Below are 21,592 nucleotides of genomic sequence, written 5' to 3'. Positions count from 1 at the left end.
AAAGAATACCAAGCAAATTCATATTTGAACTTCCGAAGTTCAATAATGCATGATAGGAAGATGCCGAACCGATTGTCAACGACGAACATATTCCATGGATCAAATGAGTGACGCCGGCGCGTCGAAGTACACGATCCCGGTCATCGACCGGATGATGGATGTCCTCGGGCAACTGGAGCGGCGGCCGAACGGCGCCACGATCCGGGAGCTGACTGCCCTGCTCTCCCTGCCCCGCACGACCATCTATCGCATCGTCAACACACTGCAGGGCCACGACATGGTCCGCAGGGACGATGCGGGCGCCTATCATCTGGGGCGGCGGCTGCTGTCGCTTGCCTCGCATGTCGCAAGCGGCGTCAGCGAGATCGACCTCGCGGCCTTTGCGCAGCCCTTCCTAGACAAGCTCTCGGCCGAGATCGGCGAAGGCAGCAAGCTGTCGGTCATCGATCAGGACGGCATTCTGGTTCTGGCAGCGGCGCAAGGCCGTCGGCAATATGCTCTGACGGTGGCACCAGGCCAGCGCATGCCGATCCATGCCGGCGCCGCCAGCAAGATGCTGCTGGCGCATCTGCCGCCCGAAGAGCTGGCCGCCTGGCTCGCAAAGCCGCTGGTTGCCTATACGCCCAAATCGCTGACCGATCCGAAACGGCTGATGACCGAACTGACCCGCATCAAGCGGCTGGGCTGGGCGCAGGACAGGGGCGAGAACGCGCCGAGCATCCAGGCCTTTGCCGCCCCGGTGCGGGACAGGACCGGGCGGGTGGTCGCGGCGATCAGCATTCCCTATCTGGCCGGCGCGGAGGCGAGCCGCATGGAGGAGATCCGGCTTGCCGCCATCGATGCGGCGCGGGCGATGAGCGAAGCAATGCCGGTCTGATCAGGACCGAAACGTCGACTGGGAGGAAAAATGAAGATCGTCGATCTCAAATGCGCGGTCATCGGCAAAAGCCCGATCGTGCGGATCGTCACCGACGAGGGCATTTCGGGCTACGGCCAGGCTGAAACCTGGAAGCCTTACCTGAAGACCCATATCCTCGCCTTCCGCGAGGCATTGATCGGCGAGGACCCGACCAATGTCGAGCGCGTCATGCTGAAGATCCGCCAGCGCGGTGGCTTCAAGCCCTGGGGATCCGCCGTCAGTATCATCGAGATGGCGCTGTGGGACATTGCCGGCAAGGCCGCCAACGTGCCCGTCTACAAGCTTCTCGGCGGCAAGGTGCGCGACCGCGTGCGCGTCTACAACGGTTCTATCCGCTTCCCGCTGGCCGACCACCGGCCGGAGGACCTCGCCGACGACCTGAAGAAGATGATGGCGCTCCCCGAAGGCTTCACCATCATCAAGCAACCGATCGGCTTCCATTCGCCGATGAAACGGGCGATCGAGAATTTTTACTATCACGAGCCGAACGCGAGCCCCTTCCACGGGGCGCTCGATCGCGGCCCGATCACCGAAAAGGGCCTGCGGCATTTCGTCGATTGCGTCGCCGCGATGAAGGAAGTCGCCGGCGACGGCATCGGGCTCGCGCTCGATTGCGGGCCTGGCTGGATGCTTCCGGACGCGATCCGGCTGGTGCGCATGCTGGAACCCTACAATCTTCTCTGGGTCGAAGACCTGCTCTCGGGAGACTATACGCCCTGGGTCAACGCCGGCATCTATCGCGAACTGACCCGCACGAGCACGACGCCGATCCATACCGGCGAGCAGATCTATCTGCGGCAGAACTTCAAGGAGCTGATCGAGGGCCAGGCGGTCCATGTGGTCGGTCCCGACCCGGCCGATGTCGGCGGCATCGCCGAACTGAAATGGATCGCCGAATATGCCGACCTGCATTCGATCCTGATGGCGCCGCATGGAACGGCGAACGGCTTGCTCGGCCTCGCCGCCCTCATCCAGGTCTCGGCCACCCTCCCCAACAATTTCGTCGCCTTCGAATACACGACCGGCGACCCCGCCTGGTGGTACGACATCGTCGAAGGCCTGCCGGAGACGATCGTCAGGGACGGCTTCATCGACGTCATCGACCGGCCTGGCATGGGCGTCGACCTCGTGCCCGAAAAGGCCAAGCGCTATCTGTCCGAAGACGACCTGGCGTTCTTCGATTGAGCCAGGCCTCAGGCCGCACATCGCGTCTCTCGCGCCGCCGCACGCAATAGGAACCCAGCCTGAATACAAGGCTCCGGAGCGATCGCTCCGGAGCCTTTTGCTATGTCCACGGGATAGAGACGTGACCCGCAGAGGTAGCCGGACAACTCCACGGCGTCTCGGTCATACCTTTGGATAGGGGGATCAGCCCTCATGTCGAATAGTCCCGCCGGCTGCATCGGGGTTAGACTCCGGTCATCGACACCAGCAGGCAGGGACCTTCCAGTCGCCCCCACTGGCTCAAAGCCCTTCGATGTCGCGCCGCCCGAGACGAAGCACACTAAGAGTGAAGGAGACTTAGGATGCAGTTCCCACAGCCCGCGAAGGCACAGCCAGCCAACCTTTCGACGAAGCGCGACGGCGTTTCAGGATATCGGACGTCGGAGATCAATCTCGAGGGGCTTGCCACCAGGCAGGTCATGCGAGGCCCCGATCAACCCGGATCCGCCCCCTGCCAAACAGCCGCTGGCGGCCTGGCGCCCTGGCAGATGCGCAATGTGCAGGCCTATGTCGAAGTCTATCTCCGCTCGACGATCCGCGTCGAAGACTTGGCAGCTCTCTGCAACCTGAGCGCCGGCCACTTCCAGCGCGCCTTCAAGGCAAGCTTCGGCGAAACACCGCACAAATACGTCACTCGCAAGCGCATGGAACTGGCCTGCCGGATGATGACCGACACCAATGAACCACTCTGCCAGATCGCGGTCGACTGCGGCATGACCGATCAGGCACACCTCACCAACAGTTTCCGCCGCCTGTACGGGATTGCCCCACATGCATGGCGAAAGCAGATGTGGCTTGAAAGGTCCGGACAAAACAACCGCGAGACGGCCGCCGTTCTGTACAACTGACCGAGATTGACGGACATTTCGGCAGGGAATTCGAAGGGAATTTCTGAGGGAAAGCGGAGACGGCGATGAGAAATATCCGCTAACCGCCGGAAATGTCGACGCTGCTCCGAAAAGTCGCACGCTAAGACTGGTTGCGCTAGGACTGAATAGTAGGTCGGGCAGCAAACCAAGCGAACACCTTCTATTCCAGTCGTGTCGCCCGGCTCGCCTACGTGTTTGGCGCCCGGCCGTGTTGCCTAGCGCGGTCGGGGCGCGCCTCCTCCTGCGCGCCCCCGACCGTTTGCCGCCGTGATTAAGCCGCGAACTGGTTCATGGTGTTGTGAGAACCGCCAGCCTTGAGCGCGGCTTCGCCGGCGAAGTATTCCTTATGATCGTCACCGAGATCGGAGCCGGCCATATTCTGGTGCTTGACGCAGGCGATACCCTCGCGGATCTCCTTGCGCTGGACGTTGGCGACATAGCCGAGCATTCCCGCCTCGCCGAAATATTCCCTGGCGAGATTGTCGGTGGACAATGCCGCCGTGTGATAGGTCGGCAGCGTGATCAGGTGATGGAAGATGCCGGCCCGCTTGGACGCGTCGCGCTGGAAGGTACGGATCTTTTCGTCGGCCTCAAGGCCCAGTTCCGTTCCGTCGTAATCGACGCTCATCAACCTCGCGCGATCATAGGCGGAGACATCCTTGCCTTCCTTCTGCCAGGTGTCGAAGACCTGCTGGCGGAAGTTCAGTGTCCAGTTGAAGGACGGCGAATTATTGTAGACCAGCTTGGCGTTGGGCACGGTCTCGCGGACACGATCGACCATCGAAGCGATCTGCTCGATATGCGGCTTTTCCGTTTCGATCCACAGCAGGTCGGCGCCGTTCTTCAGGGCGTTGACGCAGTCGAGAACGCAGCGGTCAGCACCCGTTCCCTCGCGGAACTGATAGAGGTTCGACGCCAGGCGCTTCGGGCGCACCAGCTTGCCATCGCGATTGATGATGACATCGCCGTTGAGGCTCGCCAGATCGTTGACGTCTTCGCAATCCAGGAACGAATTGTAGAGATCGCCGATGTCACCCGGCTCGCGGCTGAAGGCGATCTGCTTTGTCAGGCCCGCGCCGAGTGAATCCGTGCGGGCGACGATGATGCCGTCGTCGATGCCCAGTTCCAGGAACGCATAGCGGCAGGCACGGATTTTCGCGACGAAATCCTCATGTGGAACCGTGACCTTGCCGTCCTGATGGCCGCATTGCTTCTCGTCCGAAACCTGGTTCTCGATCTGCAGCGCGCAGGCACCGGCCTCGATCATCTTTTTGGCAAGCAGATAGGTCGCCTCTGCGTTGCCGAAGCCAGCGTCGATATCGGCGATGACCGGAACGACATGCGTCTGGTAATTGTCGACCGCGTGCAGAAGCTGCTTTTCCTTGACTTGGTCCCCAGCCTCGCGTGCCGCATCAACCTCGCGGAACAGCATGCCCAGCTCGCGCGCATCCGCTTGACGCAGGAACGTGTAGAGTTCCCCGATCAACGCCGGGACGCTGGTCTTTTCGTGCATGGACTGGTCCGGCAGCGGACCGAATTCGGAACGCAACGCGGCAACCATCCAGCCCGACAGATAAAGGTAGCGGCGGTCGGTCGTGCCGAAATGCTTCTTGATCGAGATCAGCTTCTGCTGGCCGATGAAGCCGTGCCAGCAACCGAGCGACTGGGTGTATTTCGAAGGGTCGGCGTCATAGGCCTCCATGTCCTTTCGCATGATCGCCGCGGTGTAGCGGGCGATATCCAGTCCCGTCTGGAAACGGTTCTGCAACCGCATCCGCGCGACAGCTTCTGCGGTGACGCCCGTCCAGTCACTCCGGATAATCTTGCCCGCATTCTCAACCTGATTCTGATACGACATGGTTCCTCCGCAAATCTTTTTGCACTGCGAGAGAAATTATCCCCGCCCCGCGGAAAAGCGAGTGACTTCGGTGTCACGTTGTCAAACTTTACAAAAAACGTTTGTAATGTTGTAATGCCATGTATGGATAAGCACGGTGTCTATTTAGGTCCGCGATTGCGGCGTCTTCGGCGAGATCTGGGCCTGACGCAGGCGAACATGGCGTTGGATCTGGAGATATCGCCGTCCTACATCGCGCTGATGGAGCGAAACCAGCGCCCCGTCACGGCGGAAATGCTTCTGCGTCTCGCCAAAACCTACAAGATCGATTTTTCCGAATTTGCCGACGATTCCGGCCGCGACATGGTCGCTCGTCTGCAATCCGTCGTGCGGGACCCGATCCTCGGCGACATCGACTTTGACGCATTGGAAATTGGCGACGTGGCGAGCAGCTTCCCGGGGTTTGCGGAAGCGCTGCTCAGGCTGCACCTCGCTTACAAGGAAGAACAGTTCGCACTGGCGGACCTCAATCAGAGGTCTTCCACCGAGGCTCCCGAGAGCCCCTCTGATCCGGTCGCCGCAGTTCGAAGCTTCCTGTCAGCGCGACGAAATTGCTTTCCCCTACTTGATGCGGCAGCAGAAAAACTCGCCGTCAGGATCGGAGAAAGCGGCGGTCTCGTCGGTTATCTCAAGCAGCATCACAATCTTCGGGTAAGGCGCATGCCGCCAGAGGTCATGACCGGCTCTGTCCGCAGGCTGGATTGGCATCGAAAAGAGATCCTGCTGAGCGATGTGCTGGATGTTGCAAGTCAGAACTTTCAGCTGGCGCAGCAGCTTGCCTATCTGGAGTTTGAACAGGATATCCAGCTCGCCCTCACCGAGGGCAAGTTCCAGAATGAAAACTCGCGTCGGCTGGGTCACCGGGCCCTCGCGGCCTATTGTGCCGCGGCTCTCCTGATGCCCTATGCTGAATTTGCCCGCGCGGTCGAAGCGCGGGGCTACGATGTCGAGGCTCTCGCCCGGCAGTTCGGGACGAGCTTCGAGCAGACCGCCCACCGGATGACGACCCTTCAGAAGCCGGGGCAGGAACGCGTTCCGTTCTTCTTCATTCGCGTCGATGCCGCGGGCAACGTCTCGAAAAGGCTGAACAGCGGCACCTTTCCTTTCGCCCGCCATGGGGGCGGCTGTCCTCTCTGGACGGTCCATCAAGTGTTCTCGACGCCGCGTCGGGTCGTCACACAGTGGCTCGAGCTGCCCGACGGTCAGCGCTTCTTCTCCATTGCCAGAACCGTGAGTTCCGGCGGCGGCGCCTATGGCCAGCCGCATGTGGAACGCGCCGTCGCCCTGGTCTGCGAGGCGCAACATGCGGAGCGGCTGATCTACAATCGCGCTCGCACCTCAAACGAAACCCCGACACCGATCGGGATCGGCTGCCGCCTCTGTCATCGCAGCGAGTGTTCGGCACGATCAGAGCCGCCGATCGGACGTCAAATCCTCGCCGACACCTTTCGGCGAACAGATGCACCATTCGGCTTCTCGGACTCCTAGCGGCGAAAGCCAGCAGGCAGGCACCAACAGCTCGCTTAGGCAGCCGGTGATTGTGTCATGCTGACTGGAACGGCGTGCTGACTGGTTGCGATGGGATTGAATGGTAGCGGGAGGCCGTAGTGGTCACAACAGCCGACACGGGGAACATGACGAGATCATACTAGGAACGTGGCAGATTGCCTTGAGCCGCGCGATAAGCGACTATCATGAGGTTAGGTTGCGCCGCGCAGCCGACAAAATGGAGGAAGCCAATGTCGACATCGGGGAAACTCATTGTTCTGGCCGCATTCACAAAAGATGACGAGGGTAACCTCATCCCCGCATTTGATCCCCGCCAAGTCGACAACGAAGAGCGAGCCAAACGGGACGCCCGCATGATGGCAGACCAATATGATGGCGTTGTAGCCTGGAGCAGGGACGCAGACCCAGCCATCGGTGAGTATGGACCGCCGGTCGTGCTCTTCCAGAGCGGAGAAATTCCCGAGCTGGAATAGTGCTCGTCGGGGCGTCATACCATGACCGACATCCCTCCACCAACCGTCCCGCCTGGCGACGAGAACCGCCACCTCCTTTGCCAGATGGCGGTCGAGATCCCGATTCAGGATCTGATACAGGCCGCGGTTAAAGCGGGATGGGAAGAGACCGAAGTGCTGACTGCTATCATCGAGGTGGCGGATAACCTGGTGCTGGCGCATGGCTCGAACGCAGAGCTCGACGCGCTGCTGAAGGCGCTAAAGCGGAATCTGGAGTGAATATCCTCGCGGACATACCGTCTGCCACCGCGAACTGACGGATTAACAGTGGGCAAATCGGGTCGTCAATTCACTACACCGAGGTTGCGATAGCCAACAAGCGAAAAGAATTGGATGATCATCCTCCGGTTGCCACGTCGAGGATGAGTCGTGAATTCCACCGAAAAGGGCGATAAGCTCGAAGATGAGTTCTATAAATATCTTGTCGACCAGCAAAGCCGGGAGGAGGAAGTCTTCGGCATATATCCGCACGGGAAGTGTAAAATCCTCCGAAAGAAAAAATACCCCTCCAGGGACAGAGGCGCTCCCGTCGAGTTCGATGTTGTGATCGAATTATACCACCCAGGACGGCAGAAACCGCATTTCTTTGCTGTCTTTGAATGTAAAAACTATGCTGGGGCCGTACCGGAAGACCGCGTCAGGGAATTTTCGGACAAACTCAAAGAGATATTTCCGAACCGGCACAAAGGCGTAATGGTCGTTTCATCCAAGCTGCAATCGGGTGCTCGCAACGTTGCCGAAAGCAGAGGCTTGGGCATCGCGAAATATGACGAGCGCGGAGCGGAGATCGTCGTCGACCGCAAGGGTCGTTCTTTCCTCGACACCCACTCTGTGAAGTCACAGATCTTTCGGGGCGAAGGCATCGCCAAGCCGCTGAAATTCTCTGCTTATTGTGAGGGCAATTACTTCGGCACAGTTGCAGAATTCCTGGCGAGCCTCGAGCCAGGCTACGAGGCCACCCAATCTGTTAGCGGGAGCCCACGGGTTTCTGTCCCGTACATCGCTGCTGAAGATATAAAGAAAGCGACAGAGGAAATTCTGAAACAGATCGAATATGAGGCTGGTCCAGTCGATCTGGCTAAGATCTGCCTGATGCTCGGCATTGATTTGAGGTTCACAAACAGCGTGATTAGGGGTGCTGACGGCGCCCAAATTTTGGGCTCAGCGAACTTCGACCTCAACACGATTGAGATAAACTCACACCAAGACAGCAATCAACAGCGCTTTACGATCGGTCACGAGATTGGACACTTCTGCTTACGGCATCAGAACTATTTGCGGTCAGAAACCATTCTAGAACGAGACCTGGAAATAAGCAGCGAGGCTTCAAACCCCTTAAATTATGACCGGCTTGAGTTCCAGGCGAATGCCTTTTCAGCGGATCTTATCCTGCCGGATAGAGCGTTCATCTTCGCAATGGCGAGATTCAGGCTTCAACTCGGGATCAAATACAGAGGCCTCGGCTTCATCTTCGTAGATGATCAGCAGGATAACTTGTTGGTGTATTACAAGTTTCTCACACTGCTGTCGATAGAGTTTGAGGCTTCAAAGCAAATGATCGAAATTAAACTGAGAAAGATGGGGTTGCTCAACGATCAGAGGGTGAAAAGACAAGCGTCGGCAGGCGCATGGCTGGCAGGCACTTCACCCCATTTTTAGAGCTGCGATTTCTCGAACTTTCAGCCCGGGAGCCGGTAAATCTCCGAGACGTCGTCAGGATCGCGCAACCCCTTGAACGAAGCATGGCGGAGCTTCCCGTCATTCGTCCATGCGCGGTATTCAATTTCCGCGACATACATCGGCCCGGTCATCACCAGGTTTTTGCCCGGGACCTTGTCAACCGGCAGCCTCGTCTTGATTTTGTCGAGCATCTTCTTCAGCCGTCGAGCCTCGTCATGCTTGAAGCCGGTCCCGACACTGCCGACGTACTTGTAGCCGTCGCGGTACCGGGCGCCTAGCAGAAGGCTGGCGATTGCGCCGGGAAGCGCCGTTGACGGCTCGTAGCCGATGATCGCGAAGCTGTCGCTCTGGATGCACTTGATCTTCAGCCAGTCGCCCGTACGGCCGGACCGGTATGGCCGGTCGCGATGCTTGGCGATGATCCCTTCCAAGCCCAGCCTGCATGCGTGGGCGAGAAGATCATCCGGGTCGGCGTTGAACTCTTCCGAGACCCTGATCGTCCCGCCTGGCTCATCCAGAGCATCTTCGAGCAGATGCCGGCGAGCGGAGTATTCCAGCCCACGCAGATCGTGTCCGTCGAGGTAGAGGAGATCGAAGGCATAGAGGATCGAATCCCGAGACGGCAGCTTGCCGGCCGCCTTGCCCGAAGCGCCCAAGGACTTCTGCAGCAGACCGAAATCCGACCGGCCCTGCTCGTCGAGCATGACCGCCTCCCCGTCGAGGATCATCGTGACGGGGCCAAGCGCCTTTGCGGCATCAGCGATTCCAGGAAAACGATGCGTCCAATCATGGCCGCCGCGGGTGATGATGCGGATCCGGTTGGGCTCGATATGCACCGCGATCCGATATCCGTCCCATTTGATCTCGTAGGACCACTCGTCACCCTGGGGCGGCTTGCTCTTCAGCAACGCCAGGCACGGTTCCACACGATCGGGCATGGGATCGAAGGGAAGATGCGGCTGCTCTGGATCACGGCGGCGAACCCGCCGGCTCTGCAGGGGCAGGTTCTCGTCTATGAGCAACGGCTTCGAAGGCTTGCGCGGGCGCTTGGACATGTCCCGTATTGCATCAGAGGATGCTTAATATACGGTATCGCCGTTTGTCGAGCAGGAGGAGAGACCGATGTGCGGCCGCTTTACCCATCACCTTCCTTGGTCGGAAGTCCATCGGCTTTACCGCCTGAGGCTAGATAATGACCGCGGGCGCAACACCGAACCACGATACAACATCGCGCCGACCCAGAACGTGCTGTTCGTCCGTCACGACAAAGAGGGCAACCAAGTGGTCGATGAAGGCCGCTGGTGGCTTGTGCCTCATTGGGCCAAGGAGATACCGAAGGCGACCCTTTTCAATGCCCGGAGCGAGACCGCGCCAACGACGCCCGCGTTTCGCGATGCCTTCAAAATGCGCCGCTGCCTGATACCAGCCGATGGCTTTTACGAATGGACCGTATCGCCAGAGGACGGGAAGAAAGATCCATGGTTTATCTTTCAACCAGGTGAGGCGCCCTTCTCATTCGCCGGCCTGTGGGCGCACAACGAGGCGCTTGGCATCACGAGCTGCACGATCCTGACGGCCGAGGCGGAGGAGCCGATGAAGCAGTTGCACAGCCGGCAGCCAGTTATCCTCGACCCGGAATATTATGACGACTGGCTCTCCGCCGGGACGGCCGTTCCGCAGGCCACCGAGCTGCTCAAGCACCATCTCGACAACCTGCTCCAATTCCACCGGGTCAGCCGGGACGTGAACAGCTCGAAGTTCCAGGAAGCGATGGCGATTAACCCGCTTTGACGGGAGAGAACTGATGGTCGATATTTTAGAAGTCATCGATCTGGACGAAGACATCCAGTATTTTTGGCCGCCTCTTGAGCGAGAAATGGCGCCATCGCCAAGGCTCATCGATCTGATGGAACAGTTTGGCGGCCCAGAGGCCTTTGAAGTCTTTTCCGCCCCCATCTTCGGCCGCCAGGGCGACGTTGAGTGGCCAACCGTTTCCCGTGTCGAAGTCGCACATGACCAAAACGAAAGGGTCGGGCTGATAGTCTGGGAGAGTGGCGTCCCCAGCGGGCACCCTGACGATGTCTACCCGCAAGCGATAGCGGGATGGCCAGACTGCGACAGCCCCGACCAAGCGCTGCAGCTTCAGCAGGAGAAGCTAAGACACGACGGCATCCCGCCGATCAGTGGCGTGACGAAATATTTCGAAGACGGCGTCTGGCAATTCAGGGTCCTCGGCTTCGACGTGCGCTGACCTTGTGGATCAGCTCAGCATGGGTGATTGACTCTCCCACAAAACCAGAACATTTAAAGAACGCGCTTGGCGGCGGCGCTCATTATCAATACGAGGTCACCGCCATGGATATCGCCAGAGAACTAAGATCCGCCATCGCCCATCGTATAGCCTGCATCGATCGCCCCTACCTCAATGCCTTCGCAGGAACCGGGCGCTCGCAAAGGAGGCACGCCGGCGACATTCACGCGATAGCGCGCAAAATCATGGATCGCACCTTCGATCCTTTTTCCTTCTTCTGGGATATCGGGAACGGCGAGCCCGCGGGCTTCAGCGACGTCTACCTGACCGTCTTTACGGCACTCTTCGACATTGACGACGACGACGCCAGGCGCTGGACGAGCAAGGCTGAATGGGACGTCGCCCGCAGCGAGGCGGCCCGCGACATCACCCGCGCGTTGCTCAGAAAATTCACCGTGACAAAACGGGCCCTCATCATATCTCAGAACGAGCATCAAGGCGGCGGTTTCGGAGATGCTGGCAGCGCACATGGCATCTCGAACTGTCGGTATGAAGACGAGCGAGAATGGTAAGCCAGTGAAAAGCCTCACCACAGGTGACGCTGTTATGCTGACCTATGGAAATGTTGGAGAAAATGACGTGAGCGACGAACGCACAGCAACCCATCCCGCCGCCCCGGTGCATTTCGAGCACTGGTGCGAGCATCCGGGCTGCTCGAAATGGGGAGGCTTCGGGTTCGAGCGCGATAAGTCCAAGACCGACTGGTTTTGCATGGAGCATCGGCCCGAGACGTATCGCGGCATGCAGGTGCGGCAGAAAACAGAAATAAGGGTGGGGGAATGATAGGGGCGATGATCATCTGCGCGTCGCTGACCGCCGTGGACGGCGATACCGTGAAATGCGACGGCCAGAACATGCGCCTTCTCGGACATGGCGTCGTTGATGTCCGGGGCATAGACACACCTGAAGTTGGCATCCATGCGAAATGCGAGAAGGAGCGCAAGCTGGCTCTTATCGCCAAGCGCCACCTGGCCGATCTCATCCGAGACAAACGGATCAAGATCGAGGCAAAGGGCATAGATGATTTCGACCGCCCGTTGGTCAACCTGTATCTGCCGGACGGGCGGGAGATTGGGCAGATCCTGTTGAGAGACGGTACCGCGCGTGAATGGCGGCCCGGTAGCAAGAACGACTGGTGCAAATAGAAAAAAGCCCCGCAGCCGGTTAAGGCTACGGGGCTCAGGTCCGCCTGGAGGGGATCGTGGCGGCATCCGATGATGGGGCGGTGGGGTGTTAGTGCGCGGTCCAGTTGGAAGCTATGGCGTTCACGCGGGCGGCGCCAAGCGTGTGAGCCTGGTCCAGCGGGTGAGTCCAGTCACTCGTAAAGCCCGCCTTCCACGTTCCACGCGTTACGGGATCTTCGCAGTCGGCAGCAAAGTTGATGACGCCGGTGATCCAGCCGTTATTGACGCACTCGTTGACGAACCAATTGTTCAGAACATCACGATGAGACGTTCCATTTGCCTCGTAGTTGGTCAGCGGGACGTTGCTGCTGTTGGTCCGAGGAATGATGTTGACCTGCCAGATTTCCTGCACTCCCTTCGACCAGGCGTCCATCCACACCGTCATGAAGTCCTGCTGGATGGCAGCGATCGTTCTTGCGAGCGAAACCAGCATGTCGTTCGTGGGCGAGCCGCAGATGAAGTGGGTCGCATACTGCAGCATCGATCGTCGGATGGCGCCGCTGACTGGATCGGCCAGCCCTTGCAGGTTTTCGCCGCCGCGCGACATCTTGCACGAAGGCAGGTTGAACCCGTTGACGTTCTCAAGACCCCGGCCGATATACGCCACGGCACCGTCAGGAGAGAGAGTAGTGAGGTCGCCGTTGCCATCCTCGATGCTCGTGCCGGTGTAGGCGACCGCGACGGAATCTCGCGGGACCATGCCGAGCAGAGCGAGCGGCGGGTGTGGAGCGTCTGTCGTGCCGCCGACAAGCGTGCCCGTCCCGCTGAAATACGAGGATAGATCGGTTCCCTTGATGGCGCGCTGCCCATTTGCACTGATGGACTGTGCACGGGGCCAATTCTTGGTCGCGTCGGCAACAGCTGTCCAGTGGCGCGTGTAGAACACCTGCCCGGCCGGCAGGTCCATAATCGGGTCGGAAATACCGATGGACTTGTCGGGCACGGAGAGCGAGTTGGCGCCGCCCCACTTGGCGACGGTGTTGACGCCCGCAAGCTCGATCTCGCTCTGATAGGTCACGGCGTTTCCGACGCCCAACTCACCAAAAGGCGAAACTCCCGGCAGCTTCACGTTACCAGCAACCAGCCTTAAACCTGATACGGCGTACTTGCCTGTCCGATGGACGTTGCGGCTGATGTGCTGGGTGTTGGTGCCATCGTTGCCGCCATCGACGTTCGTGCCAGAGATACGGCCGAGCGTGGCCGCGATACGAAGCACTCGGCCCCCGCCGCCCTTCGAGACGTGGGCGGCGAGTGACGGTAACCCTTTGAGCGAGCCAAGCCCGCTAAGTGATTTTCGCAGCTGCATATCACGCTCCTACAAACAACGCCTTGTCGCCCTCGTCCACGTAGACGGTAAGCATCTCCCCCGCCGGCGCCACCACGCGCGATTGCGTGGCGTTTCCGGCACTCGGAGCCTTGTCGATGATGAGGTAGCCGTCGACCACTGCGCGATAATGAATGACCGCCTGGCCGCGCTTGCCGTACGGATCAGCGCCCGGAGCTGCCTTGGCACTGGCGGAGCCGCCGGCCGTCAGAGTTTCAGACCAGAGTGGTCGACCGAGAATGGCGACGCCCCGCTCCTGCGGCGCGAGAGAGCCTGCGTAAGCGCATACGATGTGGCAGCCAGAGAGGGCCATGGAATTACTCCTTGAGATGTTGAAATGCTGGGAAAGAAGCGCCCTCGGCGCGGTGGATCACGCCGAGAGCAAGCGTTCGCCGCAACGCCCCAGGCCACGGGTCGCGAGAACGCAGCACGTTAATCTCTGAACGCCGGGGATCCGGAGCGCTTGTCATCGCCCGCGTCAGGGACGCAGCGGCGCAGGGCGATGCGATCTTGATAGGGGCCCGAATCGGTGTGGATGAGCTTGCTGGTCGGAATCATCCCGGGCTCCCCCGGTGGGCAAACCGGTCTAGCGGCGACTACACTCTGCCACTCCCGCACGTCCGAAACTTCGATCGATTTGAACTGCAGGCCAAGATAGAAGCCGAGGAGGACGAGGAGTGCGGCCGCGATAGCCGTCACCCACCAGGTGGGCCGCACGACAAAGCCTTCCTTCTTCAAGGCGGGCCCCGCCTGCATCAGTGCAAAGCCGCTGGCGTGGCAGAAGCGGCTAAAGTTGGCGGCCGGCGAACCGATCCATGCGTTCGGCTGTCCGTACCAGAGCCAGCTCAGGGAATACGCGCACGCGAATGCAGAGCCGAAGGAGAACAGGAAGAATCCGTAAAGCGCGAGGTGGCTGCCTCGACCACGCGGGTCCGCGCTTCGCTTTTGTTTCACGACCACCTGCCACGCCTCCGGCGCATACTCGTAAAGCGCCACGCATGAGGTGATGCCGACAGCCATAGACAAGATGATCGATAGGAGGGGATTTCCAGCCAGAGGAGCCAAAACCCAATACCCGGCACCGAGACCGATTGACGCCCACATGAGGTGGTTACTATTTTTTTGGTCTGCCACGGGGAGTCTCCATCATAATCATGGCTTGCGTCATGGTGTCCATGATGCGTGAACTGGACGCGACGATCTGCTCGTATTGCCGGACCTCTCCCCTCAAAAGGCCTTGATTTCTCTCGAGCTCCGCCCGTTCGGCGTGGAGAACCAGATCCCGGAGGGCGCTCTTCTCGCGATCCACCTTCTTGATGAACATTTTCTCGAGGATTGAAGTCAGCGTCATCCGCGCGCCCTTTCCCGTTCTCGAATTACTTCGATCATCGTTGTCATGGTCTGCGTATTGGCGCGGATCTGCTCAGTGTTGGCGGCAATGGCCGAACGGGTCGTCTCGTTCTCCGAGGCGTACTTGCGAACGTCCTCAAGATGGGCATCTGCCCGCGCGTCCTTGTCCTTCAAAATCGACTTGATCCAGAGAACGAGCGCGACGATCACGAGGCCAAGGATCACCAGCATCGGCCCGTAGACGGGGCTGGCGTCCATGATCTTTCTACCGGCTTCGGTCAGCACCTCGTCGCTCATTTCACCGGCCCCCTCGCCTTGCGAGTCCCTTCGTCAAGGCGTTCCCATTCGGTTGCTAGGACATCGAGATCCGGAGACGGCGATGCTGACTCGAGATATCGAAGGATCGCCTTCTGGCGAACCACGGCCGTGGGCGCGGGGCAAACGCGAGCGAGATCAGGCGCCGTTGCCACCGGCCCGGAGATGGTCACGCAGCCGGCCAGCAACGTCGGCAGCACCGCCGCGCTCAACAAGGTCATTCTGGTGCTGGACATTCTCAGCCTCCGCGATCTGCTTTTGAGTTTCGGAGGCGGCCTCAACCGACCCCGCCTTCTTCATCTCCGCATCCCGACGCCGGTCCGCCAACCACTCCGTGAGGAGCGTGACGAGGAATGTGGAGAGGAAGGATAGAATGGTGCTAACCATTGGCCGGCGCCTGAACGACGACCGCCCCGCCAGCTACGGCGGAGAGCTCGTTGTAGGTCGGCAGCTTCGCCTCGATCAGCTTGCCGAGCTTTTCAGGCGTCAGGCCGAAGAACTTGATTGCATCGGGAACCGACGCGAGCACGTAATTGACGCCTTCGGCCAGCGCCTTGTTCTTCAGGTCGTAGTCCTTCGCCGAGATCCACCCGCCAGCCTTGCTCATTCCGAGATTTATGCCGTTCTGCAGCGCGGACTGGAGCGCTTCCCTGTGCTTCGCCTCGATCTGGATGCCGATCAGCGTTTTCACCTTGGCACTCAACCAGGCGACGATGGCCGCCACGAGCACCGATGCGAGCTCAAGGATGTAAGGCGCAACGACAGCGAAAATGCTGCCGCCGCTAACCGTGGTGTTGGACGCGGCCTCCTGCGCCAGCGCCACCACCGCCATAACAGGGGAAGCGAGCGCGACCACAACGGCCAGAACAAACAGGGTTGCATACTTGCGGATCATAGTAGTCTCCAAAGAAAAAGCCGCTCGAGGCGGCGGTGGTAGCGGATTGTGCGGTTTGATCAGGCAGCCCAGCCGAGGCCGAGCGTCCGTCCGGTATTTCGGCCGACCTTGCCGTCGACCGTAAGCCTGGTGACTTTCTGGAACTGGCGAACCGCCTGGTCGGTCAGCTTGCCGAACGCGCCGTCGATCCCGCCGGTGGCGAAGCCGCGAGCGGTCAGCGCCTTCTGCAGATCGATGACGACAGCGCCGGCATCACCCATGGAGAGGACGCCATCCGCCAGAGGATCAGCACCGGCAGGCTGCCCCTTCGCGAAGCTTAGGTAAGCCTTCTGCAGCTTCGTGTCGTACTGGTTCTTGGCGTAGCCAGAGCCGTTGTAGCCCCGGGCGATCACCTTCCAGTCCTTACGCACCATGGCGCCGGACAGACCGTTGCCGATAATGAAGCCGACGATGCCGTCAAGCTGCGCGCCCTCCCCCTCAAGGAAAGTGGTGACCATGCCGCGGGCGTTGGGATACCCGCATGTTTCGGCGTTGGCGCCCATGATCTGACCGAGCCCCCACGAACAGCTGTCGAGAGCCGTCTCAAGCTCAATGGCAATCATGCGTGCAAGGCGCTCATAGCGTAGGTCCTGGGTCTTGTCGTATGGCTGCTCACCCCAAGTTGGATACGCGAGCCCCCGCCGCACCGCCTCGTCCCGCTTGGCACCGGACAACAGTTTGTAAAAATAATGCGGCTCCGGAAGGAGTTTCAGGCGGTTATTCGCATCGAAGCCAGCGCCTGCGGCCTCGACGGAAACGACGGCTTGAACGACGGCAGTCTCGCACCCGATCGTTTTCGCTGCACGAGCAAAGTCCGGCCCGGCGAGCTTGGCGCCCGTGCCTGTAAAATTCATTGGGATGTCTCCTTAAAGAAAAAGCCCCGGCCGGCCGGCGCGGGGCTCAGTGGATGCGTGCTGCTGAGATGGTCAGTCCCAAAGCCTGCGGAAGGTCGCGGGCTGCGCCGTGGTGGCGATCTGCGGAAGCTTGATCACGGTGCCAGCCGGCAGAACGGGCCCCAGGTAAACGACGTGCCAGTTCGCCTCGAGGAGGGCCTCGGTGTTGCGGGCGTGCTTGCCATAGTAGGCGTGCGCGATGGCATCGATCATGTCTCCGTCAATCGTGACGTAGACGGCCGAGCCATCGGCGCCAGTCATGAACTGGCCTTTCATTATGGGCTCCTCTTCGGTTACGCTACGCCGGTATCAGGGCTTGTGAGTTGAGGCGTGCCCGCCTCGTATCCGCTCCCGGGAGGCCCCCCGCCAGCAGATGCGGCTTCGGATGCGTTGCCCTTGCCCTCATCGGTCGGCGCTCCGCATTGAAGCGATGTAGTGTAAGGGCCGTCGGCCGAGAACTGGTGCGTGGCCGTCTGAACCCACCACAGGCCATTGACTCGAGAACGGCACCCGCTCACCACGGCATAGGCCTCCGCCTGCGCGAAGGGTTCGCCATCGATCTCGAAGCTGGCATCGCCCGTCATGCGCACCAATTCGCTGGCGCGGGATTTAGCCGCCTCCTCCGCCTCTTCTTTGTTCTGGAACGGCGTGCGTACCAGGAACTTCGGGCCATCGAGCCCCGTCGATTCGGTGACGGTCTCGCGCTTGTTCTTCTGGCGGTCGTAGTAGGTGGCCTCGACCTCCGAATGCTTCGGCTCATCCTTCTCCGTGACGGTGTAGGAGAGGATGTTGTAGCCCTTGGCTACGAAGATCACGCCCATCGCCACGCCGCCCACGCTTTCACCAGACCCCTTCTTTGCCACGACCAGGTTCCCGGACTTGACGGAGACGGAGGCATTCAACTTTTCCCCTAGGCGCGTGGTGAACTCGAGCGAGTCCTCTTCCGCTTGCGCCTCGTAGGGATTTTCCTTCGAGCCGATCTCAACAGAGATCTGTAGCGTAAGGCCAATCTTGCCGGCGATCTCCGAAAAGATGTCCCCGTATGTCGGGTACTTTTCCTTTGGGTACGCCTTTGGCTCGCGCTGCTTGGCAAGTGATTTCGCTGCTACCGACTTGGCATCGATGGTGATCTTCTGCGGCCAGCCGCTATAGACCACGCTGTCGACGGAGAAGAGACCGAAGTCCCGCATCCGCCCTTCGTACCCGCCGAGCGGATTGAGCACTGCGCCTGTGCGCGGAGGTTCAACCGAACCTTCCGGATCGTCGATGGTGATCTGCAGCGTGTCGGACTTGAGGCCGGCTCCGTCGGTGACCGTCATGGTCATGCCGAGTCCAGCAAGCCGCCCGGTGACATCCACGCCATCGGCCGAGATCGTGAAGTACGGAACAGGCATCAGAAACCGAGCCTCACACTGAAGTTGATTCCGCCGAGCACCGCCGAGATCGCCATCGACCTGGCCGCCGACGTGTCGTCGCGCGTGAGGTTCATGGTCACGGTGACCATCTGTGGGGTGCCGGCGTTGTCGAGCACCGTCTGCTCGTCCTCCACCGAGGTGGCGATCCAGTTGCCGAAAATGTTCATGCCTGCGCCGTTGATATGAACAAGTGGCAGTGGAACCAGAGCGTTGACAGCTTGGCGCACGCCCGCCAGCTGCTCAAGCCCGCGCCCGTTGAGGTGGCGCGGGTGGAATGTCGAAGAGAGCGTGAGCTTTTCATTGCCTGGCCCGAGTCGGTGCAGCGAGGGAGCCGCGCCGATGATGTTTTGCGGTTCAACCCTCGCCTCAATGGATCGCCGAAGCGTTTCGACCGAGTAGTTCGGTACCGTGAACCGGTATGATCCCCACGCCATAAGCATTTAACTGTCTCCGTATCTGATGCTTGAGAACGCGGTCTGCGCAGCGCGGTTAAGTTGACGATCGAGCGTGCGGACAAGCTCGCCGTCATCCTTGCCGCGCCCGCCGTGGAAGTGGTTCGTCTGGTGGACGCTGATGCTGGCTGCTCCTCCGCCCGCGCCCCCCGGGCTGATGAAGCCGTCAGCTCCAGGAGTGAACAGTTCGATGCCGCTGCCCCCGACTGGGTAGGTGACACCCTTCTTGACCGGGCCGCCGCGCGCCCGCGGGTGCCCAATTTGCGTATCGGCCGAGGGTGCGGACGATGTCGCAACGCTGCCGCCGCTTGCCTCGCCTCTGAGGACTGCCGCCAACTGACGTGCCAGATCGAGCGCGCGTTGAAGTTGGCTGGTATCGACATCAGGCTTCGCGTAAATCGAAAGCTGCGTCTTGATATCTTCCCCGACCCTGGCGGCCTCAGCCTGGGCGTCGGCGCCACCGTTAACGATCGCAGCGATGTAGTCTCGCATCCCGAGCTGTGCGGCGATGGGCCAGCTCGCGGTGATACCATTCATCTGGTCCCTGATCGGTTGCGCCTGCGCCACTTTGGCGGCCTGTGAGACCTGGGCGGTTCTTGCACCGCTAAGATCCCCACGTAGGCGTTCGAGTAGCTTCGGGTCGTCCACCAAGGAGCCTCGGCCGAGAGTCGTCGCCGCCAGAAAAGGAAGCCCAATTCGGCCAAGAAGCCCGGATGCCCTGCCGAGAAAGCCAGCGCCTCCGGCAGCGGCGGCCGGCGCAGGCACGCCCCCGCCACCCAGGAGGCGTCCCAATAGACTCTTTGCACCTTGGGCGGCAGCATAGCCGGCGAGGACTGCCGCCGCAGCACCGAAAGCTTCAATGAGACGTCGGGTGCTGTCCGATAGGCCAATGAAGCTGTCGACGATCTCGTTGGCCTTGTTGATCATCGGCCTGGTCGCGAACTCCCAATCCTGCCCGATGCGGGTCATCGCTGTTTCGATGGTACCGGTCAGCTTCGTCCAATCACCGTAGATGCCCTGGTTCGCTTCGGTACCGATCTTGTTTGCGATCCCACCGGGAACGTTCTGCATCATCCCGAGCAGCCTCTGAAATTCTGCCCATTGCGAGAAGATCATGTTGGCGCGGCCACCCTGCTTGTCGGTGAAGAAAGCATTGAGGTTGCCGATACCCGGCTGCGCGCCGGCGATCGCGTTGAGCAGCCCCATCGTGTCGACGCTGTCGATGGAATACTTCTGGTAGTCGGCAAGAGCCTTCGAAAGGGCCTTGGCGTCTTGAACAGACATCTTCCCATTCTTATCGGTGAACAAAGGGGCGAGGATCTGGCTCATTTGCGAAGCGAACTCGCCGGTGTCCGAGATGACCGATCGGCTCTCACCGGTTTCCTGGTCCGTGAACTCACCGTTTTGGATGAGCTCCCTAACCTTCTGCTTCATGTCGTCAGTGAGGGTGGCTGCGAACTTCTGCTTCATCATGATGCCGATACCGGCCTCATTCATGGAGTCGATCGACGTGAACTTACTGAAGTCGATACCCATCGCAGCCAGGGCGTCCTTGCCCTTCTGAGTGGGAGCCACAAGCTTGGATGCGGCCGAGCGGGCGAACACGCCGGCCTCGTCTCCTCGCACTCCGGAGCGGCGGAGGATCATGCCCATGGCTGCCATGGTTTCATCAGACAGCTTGGCGCCCGTCGTAGGCGCACCGCCGTATTTGACGAACTGGCTGACGTCGTCATTCGACATACCGCCGTTCTTCGCCATCCAGACCATGAAATCGACAAAGTTGCCGATAGCCTTGGTATCCTGAAGATCGATGCGCTTCGACAGTGCCGAGCCGGTCACCGCCTCAGCGCCTTCCTCGAGAGTGACGCCCATGGCAAGCGAATAATCGGTGACCTTCTGCGTCAGATCCAAGATCTGCTTCACGTCGCGGATACCGCGCTGGAGGACGGTGGTCTGCGCTCGGACGACATCCACGTTCGAAAAGCGGGTGTCGCCACCGATCTTCTCGGCTTGACGATTGAGCGCGTTCCGATCGGCGCCTTTGAAGTCACCCAACGCGGCTTGGTATTCAGCGGCCCGGTTGAAGTCGACGCCTAGGAAAAACGACTTCTGAGCAATGTTCTTGCCGGTGTTGGCGACCACGCCGCCGCCCACCGCCGTGACGGCGTCATAGGCTGGAGATCCTCCGCCGGGAGGGCGCTGGCTAGGTGGCGGCCGCGGGGTCGGCGGCTTGGGTTTGCGCGCCTCCTGGTCGAGGCGACGCATTTCGCGAATCGTCTTGCCGATCTCATTGCGAATTGCCTGCTGCGAGCTGGAGATCCCACGGCGGCCGGCGATACCGTATGATTGCAGGGCACGTTCCGACTGGCGGACGGCGTTCCCTTGGTCCCTAAAGGCTTGTGTGGTCGATCGCAGGGAGGCCTTGGCGGACTCGAGATCCGCTTTCATTTTCGCTGTAGGCTTGGATGCGGATTTAAGCGCGGCCTCGAGACGGGAGACGTTGCTCTGCGCCGCCTTCATCTGCGTGGCGAGATCCTTGAAGCCACGGCGAGTAGCCGTGAAATCCTCAATCGAACCCGCCTTCTTCTGAAGGTACTCGAGCTGCTTTGCCAGTCGCCGGATCTCGGGCGACCCGCCCTTTCCGAGCTTGGCGAGCGCCGAATTGATGCTGCTGATCGCGCCGGCCGCATTCTTTGAGGGGCCGCTTACCGAATCGATGAGCTGGAGTCTGAGGGTAGCGGTGCGGCTGACCATTGTTCACCTATCGAATATAGACGGCTTCCTCCCACAGATCGATGAGATCC

General features: G+C 60.3%; 26 protein-coding genes. 12 read left to right on the top strand and 14 right to left on the bottom strand.

Features of this window, described 5'->3' with window-relative positions; genetic code table 11:
* Positions 1 to 94: 94 nt before the first annotated feature.
* From PMI07_RS21925 to PMI07_RS21915, 3 genes are all read left to right on the top strand, one after another.
* Positions 95 to 877 carry an IclR family transcriptional regulator gene (locus PMI07_RS21925; RefSeq protein WP_155956604.1) on the top strand — a complete coding sequence of 261 codons (783 nt, stop codon included), beginning with the start codon at positions 95 to 97 and terminating at the stop codon, positions 875 to 877.
* A gap of 30 nt (positions 878 to 907) precedes the next feature.
* Positions 908 to 2,104: a mandelate racemase/muconate lactonizing enzyme family protein gene (locus tag PMI07_RS21920; protein ID WP_007755895.1), complete on the top strand. Its 1,197-nt coding sequence runs from the start codon at positions 908 to 910 to the stop codon at positions 2,102 to 2,104.
* A 341-nt stretch (positions 2,105 to 2,445) separates the two neighbouring features.
* Positions 2,446 to 2,991, top strand: a complete 546-nt coding sequence (locus PMI07_RS21915; RefSeq protein ID WP_024164023.1) for an AraC family transcriptional regulator — start codon at positions 2,446 to 2,448, stop codon at positions 2,989 to 2,991.
* A 292-nt stretch (positions 2,992 to 3,283) separates the two neighbouring features.
* Here the strand turns inward: PMI07_RS21915 and PMI07_RS21910 are convergent, their stop codons facing one another.
* The gene (locus PMI07_RS21910; RefSeq protein WP_007772523.1) at positions 3,284 to 4,870 is read right to left on the bottom strand and encodes an isocitrate lyase; all 1,587 of its coding nucleotides are present in this window, start codon (positions 4,868 to 4,870) and stop codon (positions 3,284 to 3,286) included.
* A 123-nt stretch (positions 4,871 to 4,993) separates the two neighbouring features.
* Between PMI07_RS21910 and PMI07_RS21905 the strand changes: the two genes are divergently transcribed.
* The 4 genes from PMI07_RS21905 (at position 4,994) to PMI07_RS21890 (ending at position 8,589) form a co-directional block, all read left to right on the top strand.
* Positions 4,994 to 6,397, top strand: coding sequence for a helix-turn-helix transcriptional regulator (locus tag PMI07_RS21905; RefSeq protein WP_037087792.1), 1,404 nt, complete (start codon positions 4,994 to 4,996; stop codon positions 6,395 to 6,397).
* Between the two features lie 251 nt (positions 6,398 to 6,648).
* Positions 6,649 to 6,891 carry a hypothetical protein gene (locus tag PMI07_RS21900; RefSeq protein ID WP_007761766.1) on the top strand — a complete coding sequence of 81 codons (243 nt, stop codon included), beginning with the start codon at positions 6,649 to 6,651 and terminating at the stop codon, positions 6,889 to 6,891.
* A gap of 21 nt (positions 6,892 to 6,912) precedes the next feature.
* Positions 6,913 to 7,149, top strand: coding sequence for a hypothetical protein (locus PMI07_RS21895; RefSeq protein WP_007761765.1), 237 nt, complete (start codon positions 6,913 to 6,915; stop codon positions 7,147 to 7,149).
* Between the two features lie 150 nt (positions 7,150 to 7,299).
* Positions 7,300 to 8,589: an ImmA/IrrE family metallo-endopeptidase gene (locus PMI07_RS21890; RefSeq protein ID WP_007761762.1), complete on the top strand. Its 1,290-nt coding sequence runs from the start codon at positions 7,300 to 7,302 to the stop codon at positions 8,587 to 8,589.
* A 20-nt stretch (positions 8,590 to 8,609) separates the two neighbouring features.
* Here PMI07_RS21890 and ligD read toward each other — a convergent pair whose 3' ends face one another.
* Positions 8,610 to 9,665 carry a non-homologous end-joining DNA ligase gene (ligD, locus tag PMI07_RS21885; protein WP_007761759.1) on the bottom strand — a complete coding sequence of 352 codons (1,056 nt, stop codon included), beginning with the start codon at positions 9,663 to 9,665 and terminating at the stop codon, positions 8,610 to 8,612.
* A 67-nt stretch (positions 9,666 to 9,732) separates the two neighbouring features.
* Here ligD and PMI07_RS21880 point away from each other — a divergent pair, with 67 nt between their 5' ends.
* Genes PMI07_RS21880 through PMI07_RS21860 form a run of 5 tightly spaced genes read left to right on the top strand, consistent with a single transcriptional unit; the run spans position 9,733 to position 12,066 of the window.
* Positions 9,733 to 10,401, top strand: a complete 669-nt coding sequence (locus tag PMI07_RS21880) for an SOS response-associated peptidase (protein WP_007761755.1) — start codon at positions 9,733 to 9,735, stop codon at positions 10,399 to 10,401.
* 13 nt (positions 10,402 to 10,414) lie between these two features.
* The gene (locus tag PMI07_RS21875; RefSeq protein ID WP_007761752.1) at positions 10,415 to 10,861 is read left to right on the top strand and encodes a hypothetical protein; all 447 of its coding nucleotides are present in this window, start codon (positions 10,415 to 10,417) and stop codon (positions 10,859 to 10,861) included.
* A 23-nt stretch (positions 10,862 to 10,884) separates the two neighbouring features.
* Complete coding sequence (locus PMI07_RS21870; protein WP_155956603.1) at positions 10,885 to 11,433, top strand: hypothetical protein; 549 nt, start codon at positions 10,885 to 10,887, stop codon at positions 11,431 to 11,433.
* A gap of 34 nt (positions 11,434 to 11,467) precedes the next feature.
* Positions 11,468 to 11,704, top strand: a complete 237-nt coding sequence (locus PMI07_RS21865; protein ID WP_007761748.1) for a hypothetical protein — start codon at positions 11,468 to 11,470, stop codon at positions 11,702 to 11,704.
* On the top strand, positions 11,701 to 12,066 hold the full coding sequence (locus PMI07_RS21860) for a thermonuclease family protein (protein WP_007761746.1): 366 nt from the start codon (positions 11,701 to 11,703) through the stop codon (positions 12,064 to 12,066). The genes PMI07_RS21865 and PMI07_RS21860 overlap by 4 nt, the downstream gene beginning before the upstream one ends.
* An 88-nt stretch (positions 12,067 to 12,154) precedes the next feature.
* Here PMI07_RS21860 and PMI07_RS21855 read toward each other — a convergent pair whose 3' ends face one another.
* From PMI07_RS21855 to PMI07_RS21800, 12 genes are all read right to left on the bottom strand, one after another.
* Complete coding sequence (locus PMI07_RS21855; RefSeq protein WP_007761744.1) at positions 12,155 to 13,411, bottom strand: hypothetical protein; 1,257 nt, start codon at positions 13,409 to 13,411, stop codon at positions 12,155 to 12,157.
* Between the two features lies 1 nt (position 13,412).
* On the bottom strand, positions 13,413 to 13,742 hold the full coding sequence (locus PMI07_RS21850) for a hypothetical protein (RefSeq protein ID WP_007761740.1): 330 nt from the start codon (positions 13,740 to 13,742) through the stop codon (positions 13,413 to 13,415).
* A 119-nt stretch (positions 13,743 to 13,861) separates the two neighbouring features.
* Positions 13,862 to 14,449, bottom strand: a complete 588-nt coding sequence (locus tag PMI07_RS21845; protein ID WP_155956602.1) for a hypothetical protein — start codon at positions 14,447 to 14,449, stop codon at positions 13,862 to 13,864.
* A gap of 94 nt (positions 14,450 to 14,543) precedes the next feature.
* Entirely contained in the window at positions 14,544 to 14,780 is a 237-nt protein-coding gene (locus tag PMI07_RS21840; RefSeq protein ID WP_007761735.1) for a hypothetical protein, read from the bottom strand.
* Positions 14,777 to 15,076 carry a hypothetical protein gene (locus PMI07_RS21835; RefSeq protein WP_007761732.1) on the bottom strand — a complete coding sequence of 100 codons (300 nt, stop codon included), beginning with the start codon at positions 15,074 to 15,076 and terminating at the stop codon, positions 14,777 to 14,779. Before PMI07_RS21835 ends, PMI07_RS21840 begins: the two co-directional genes overlap by 4 nt.
* Before the next feature lie 156 nt (positions 15,077 to 15,232).
* Positions 15,233 to 15,481 (bottom strand): hypothetical protein, encoded by a 249-nt coding sequence (locus tag PMI07_RS21830; protein ID WP_007761728.1) that lies wholly within the window; start codon positions 15,479 to 15,481, stop codon positions 15,233 to 15,235.
* The gene (locus tag PMI07_RS33755; RefSeq protein WP_007761726.1) at positions 15,474 to 15,989 is read right to left on the bottom strand and encodes a hypothetical protein; all 516 of its coding nucleotides are present in this window, start codon (positions 15,987 to 15,989) and stop codon (positions 15,474 to 15,476) included. Before PMI07_RS33755 ends, PMI07_RS21830 begins: the two co-directional genes overlap by 8 nt.
* A 59-nt stretch (positions 15,990 to 16,048) precedes the next feature.
* A complete protein-coding gene (locus tag PMI07_RS33750; protein ID WP_007761724.1) occupies positions 16,049 to 16,882 on the bottom strand; it encodes an N-acetylmuramidase domain-containing protein in 834 nt (277 codons plus the stop codon).
* A 72-nt stretch (positions 16,883 to 16,954) separates the two neighbouring features.
* Positions 16,955 to 17,197 (bottom strand): tail protein X, encoded by a 243-nt coding sequence (locus tag PMI07_RS21815; RefSeq protein WP_007761720.1) that lies wholly within the window; start codon positions 17,195 to 17,197, stop codon positions 16,955 to 16,957.
* Between the two features lie 17 nt (positions 17,198 to 17,214).
* Positions 17,215 to 18,315: a hypothetical protein gene (locus PMI07_RS21810; RefSeq protein WP_007761717.1), complete on the bottom strand. Its 1,101-nt coding sequence runs from the start codon at positions 18,313 to 18,315 to the stop codon at positions 17,215 to 17,217.
* Complete coding sequence (locus tag PMI07_RS21805) at positions 18,315 to 18,776, bottom strand: phage tail protein (protein WP_007761714.1); 462 nt, start codon at positions 18,774 to 18,776, stop codon at positions 18,315 to 18,317. The genes PMI07_RS21810 and PMI07_RS21805 overlap by 1 nt, the downstream gene beginning before the upstream one ends.
* Positions 18,777 to 21,542 (bottom strand): phage tail tape measure protein, encoded by a 2,766-nt coding sequence (locus PMI07_RS21800; protein WP_024164021.1) that lies wholly within the window; start codon positions 21,540 to 21,542, stop codon positions 18,777 to 18,779. It lies immediately after the preceding gene.
* Positions 21,543 to 21,592 lie beyond the last annotated feature (50 nt).

The sequence above is a fragment of the Rhizobium sp. CF080 genome, from assembly GCF_000282095.2.
Taxonomy (GTDB): domain Bacteria; phylum Pseudomonadota; class Alphaproteobacteria; order Rhizobiales; family Rhizobiaceae; genus Neorhizobium.
Note: the sequence above shows the minus strand (reverse complement) of the source record. Positions and strands in the feature narration are given on the sequence as shown.

Coding starts and splice junctions, on each gene's coding strand:
- PMI07_RS21840 (WP_007761735.1), bottom strand. CDS start 14,780: ATGACGCTGACTTCAATCCTCGAGAAAATGTTCATCAAGAAGGTGGAT.
- PMI07_RS21865 (WP_007761748.1), top strand. CDS start 11,468: ATGCTGACCTATGGAAATGTTGGAGAAAATGACGTGAGCGACGAACGC.
- PMI07_RS33755 (WP_007761726.1), bottom strand. CDS start 15,989: ATGATCCGCAAGTATGCAACCCTGTTTGTTCTGGCCGTTGTGGTCGCG.
- PMI07_RS21800 (WP_024164021.1), bottom strand. CDS start 21,542: ATGGTCAGCCGCACCGCTACCCTCAGACTCCAGCTCATCGATTCGGTA.
- PMI07_RS21805 (WP_007761714.1), bottom strand. CDS start 18,776: ATGCTTATGGCGTGGGGATCATACCGGTTCACGGTACCGAACTACTCG.
- PMI07_RS21925 (WP_155956604.1), top strand. CDS start 95: ATGGATCAAATGAGTGACGCCGGCGCGTCGAAGTACACGATCCCGGTC.
- PMI07_RS21860 (WP_007761746.1), top strand. CDS start 11,701: ATGATAGGGGCGATGATCATCTGCGCGTCGCTGACCGCCGTGGACGGC.
- PMI07_RS21880 (WP_007761755.1), top strand. CDS start 9,733: ATGTGCGGCCGCTTTACCCATCACCTTCCTTGGTCGGAAGTCCATCGG.
- PMI07_RS21830 (WP_007761728.1), bottom strand. CDS start 15,481: ATGGTTAGCACCATTCTATCCTTCCTCTCCACATTCCTCGTCACGCTC.
- PMI07_RS21875 (WP_007761752.1), top strand. CDS start 10,415: ATGGTCGATATTTTAGAAGTCATCGATCTGGACGAAGACATCCAGTAT.
- PMI07_RS21845 (WP_155956602.1), bottom strand. CDS start 14,449: ATGGCTGTCGGCATCACCTCATGCGTGGCGCTTTACGAGTATGCGCCG.
- PMI07_RS21920 (WP_007755895.1), top strand. CDS start 908: ATGAAGATCGTCGATCTCAAATGCGCGGTCATCGGCAAAAGCCCGATC.
- PMI07_RS21905 (WP_037087792.1), top strand. CDS start 4,994: ATGGATAAGCACGGTGTCTATTTAGGTCCGCGATTGCGGCGTCTTCGG.
- PMI07_RS21810 (WP_007761717.1), bottom strand. CDS start 18,315: ATGCCTGTTCCGTACTTCACGATCTCGGCCGATGGCGTGGATGTCACC.
- PMI07_RS21835 (WP_007761732.1), bottom strand. CDS start 15,076: ATGAGCGACGAGGTGCTGACCGAAGCCGGTAGAAAGATCATGGACGCC.
- PMI07_RS21900 (WP_007761766.1), top strand. CDS start 6,649: ATGTCGACATCGGGGAAACTCATTGTTCTGGCCGCATTCACAAAAGAT.
- ligD (WP_007761759.1), bottom strand. CDS start 9,665: ATGTCCAAGCGCCCGCGCAAGCCTTCGAAGCCGTTGCTCATAGACGAG.
- PMI07_RS21895 (WP_007761765.1), top strand. CDS start 6,913: ATGACCGACATCCCTCCACCAACCGTCCCGCCTGGCGACGAGAACCGC.
- PMI07_RS21855 (WP_007761744.1), bottom strand. CDS start 13,411: ATGCAGCTGCGAAAATCACTTAGCGGGCTTGGCTCGCTCAAAGGGTTA.
- PMI07_RS21910 (WP_007772523.1), bottom strand. CDS start 4,870: ATGTCGTATCAGAATCAGGTTGAGAATGCGGGCAAGATTATCCGGAGT.
- PMI07_RS33750 (WP_007761724.1), bottom strand. CDS start 16,882: ATGAATTTTACAGGCACGGGCGCCAAGCTCGCCGGGCCGGACTTTGCT.
- PMI07_RS21850 (WP_007761740.1), bottom strand. CDS start 13,742: ATGGCCCTCTCTGGCTGCCACATCGTATGCGCTTACGCAGGCTCTCTC.
- PMI07_RS21915 (WP_024164023.1), top strand. CDS start 2,446: ATGCAGTTCCCACAGCCCGCGAAGGCACAGCCAGCCAACCTTTCGACG.
- PMI07_RS21815 (WP_007761720.1), bottom strand. CDS start 17,197: ATGAAAGGCCAGTTCATGACTGGCGCCGATGGCTCGGCCGTCTACGTC.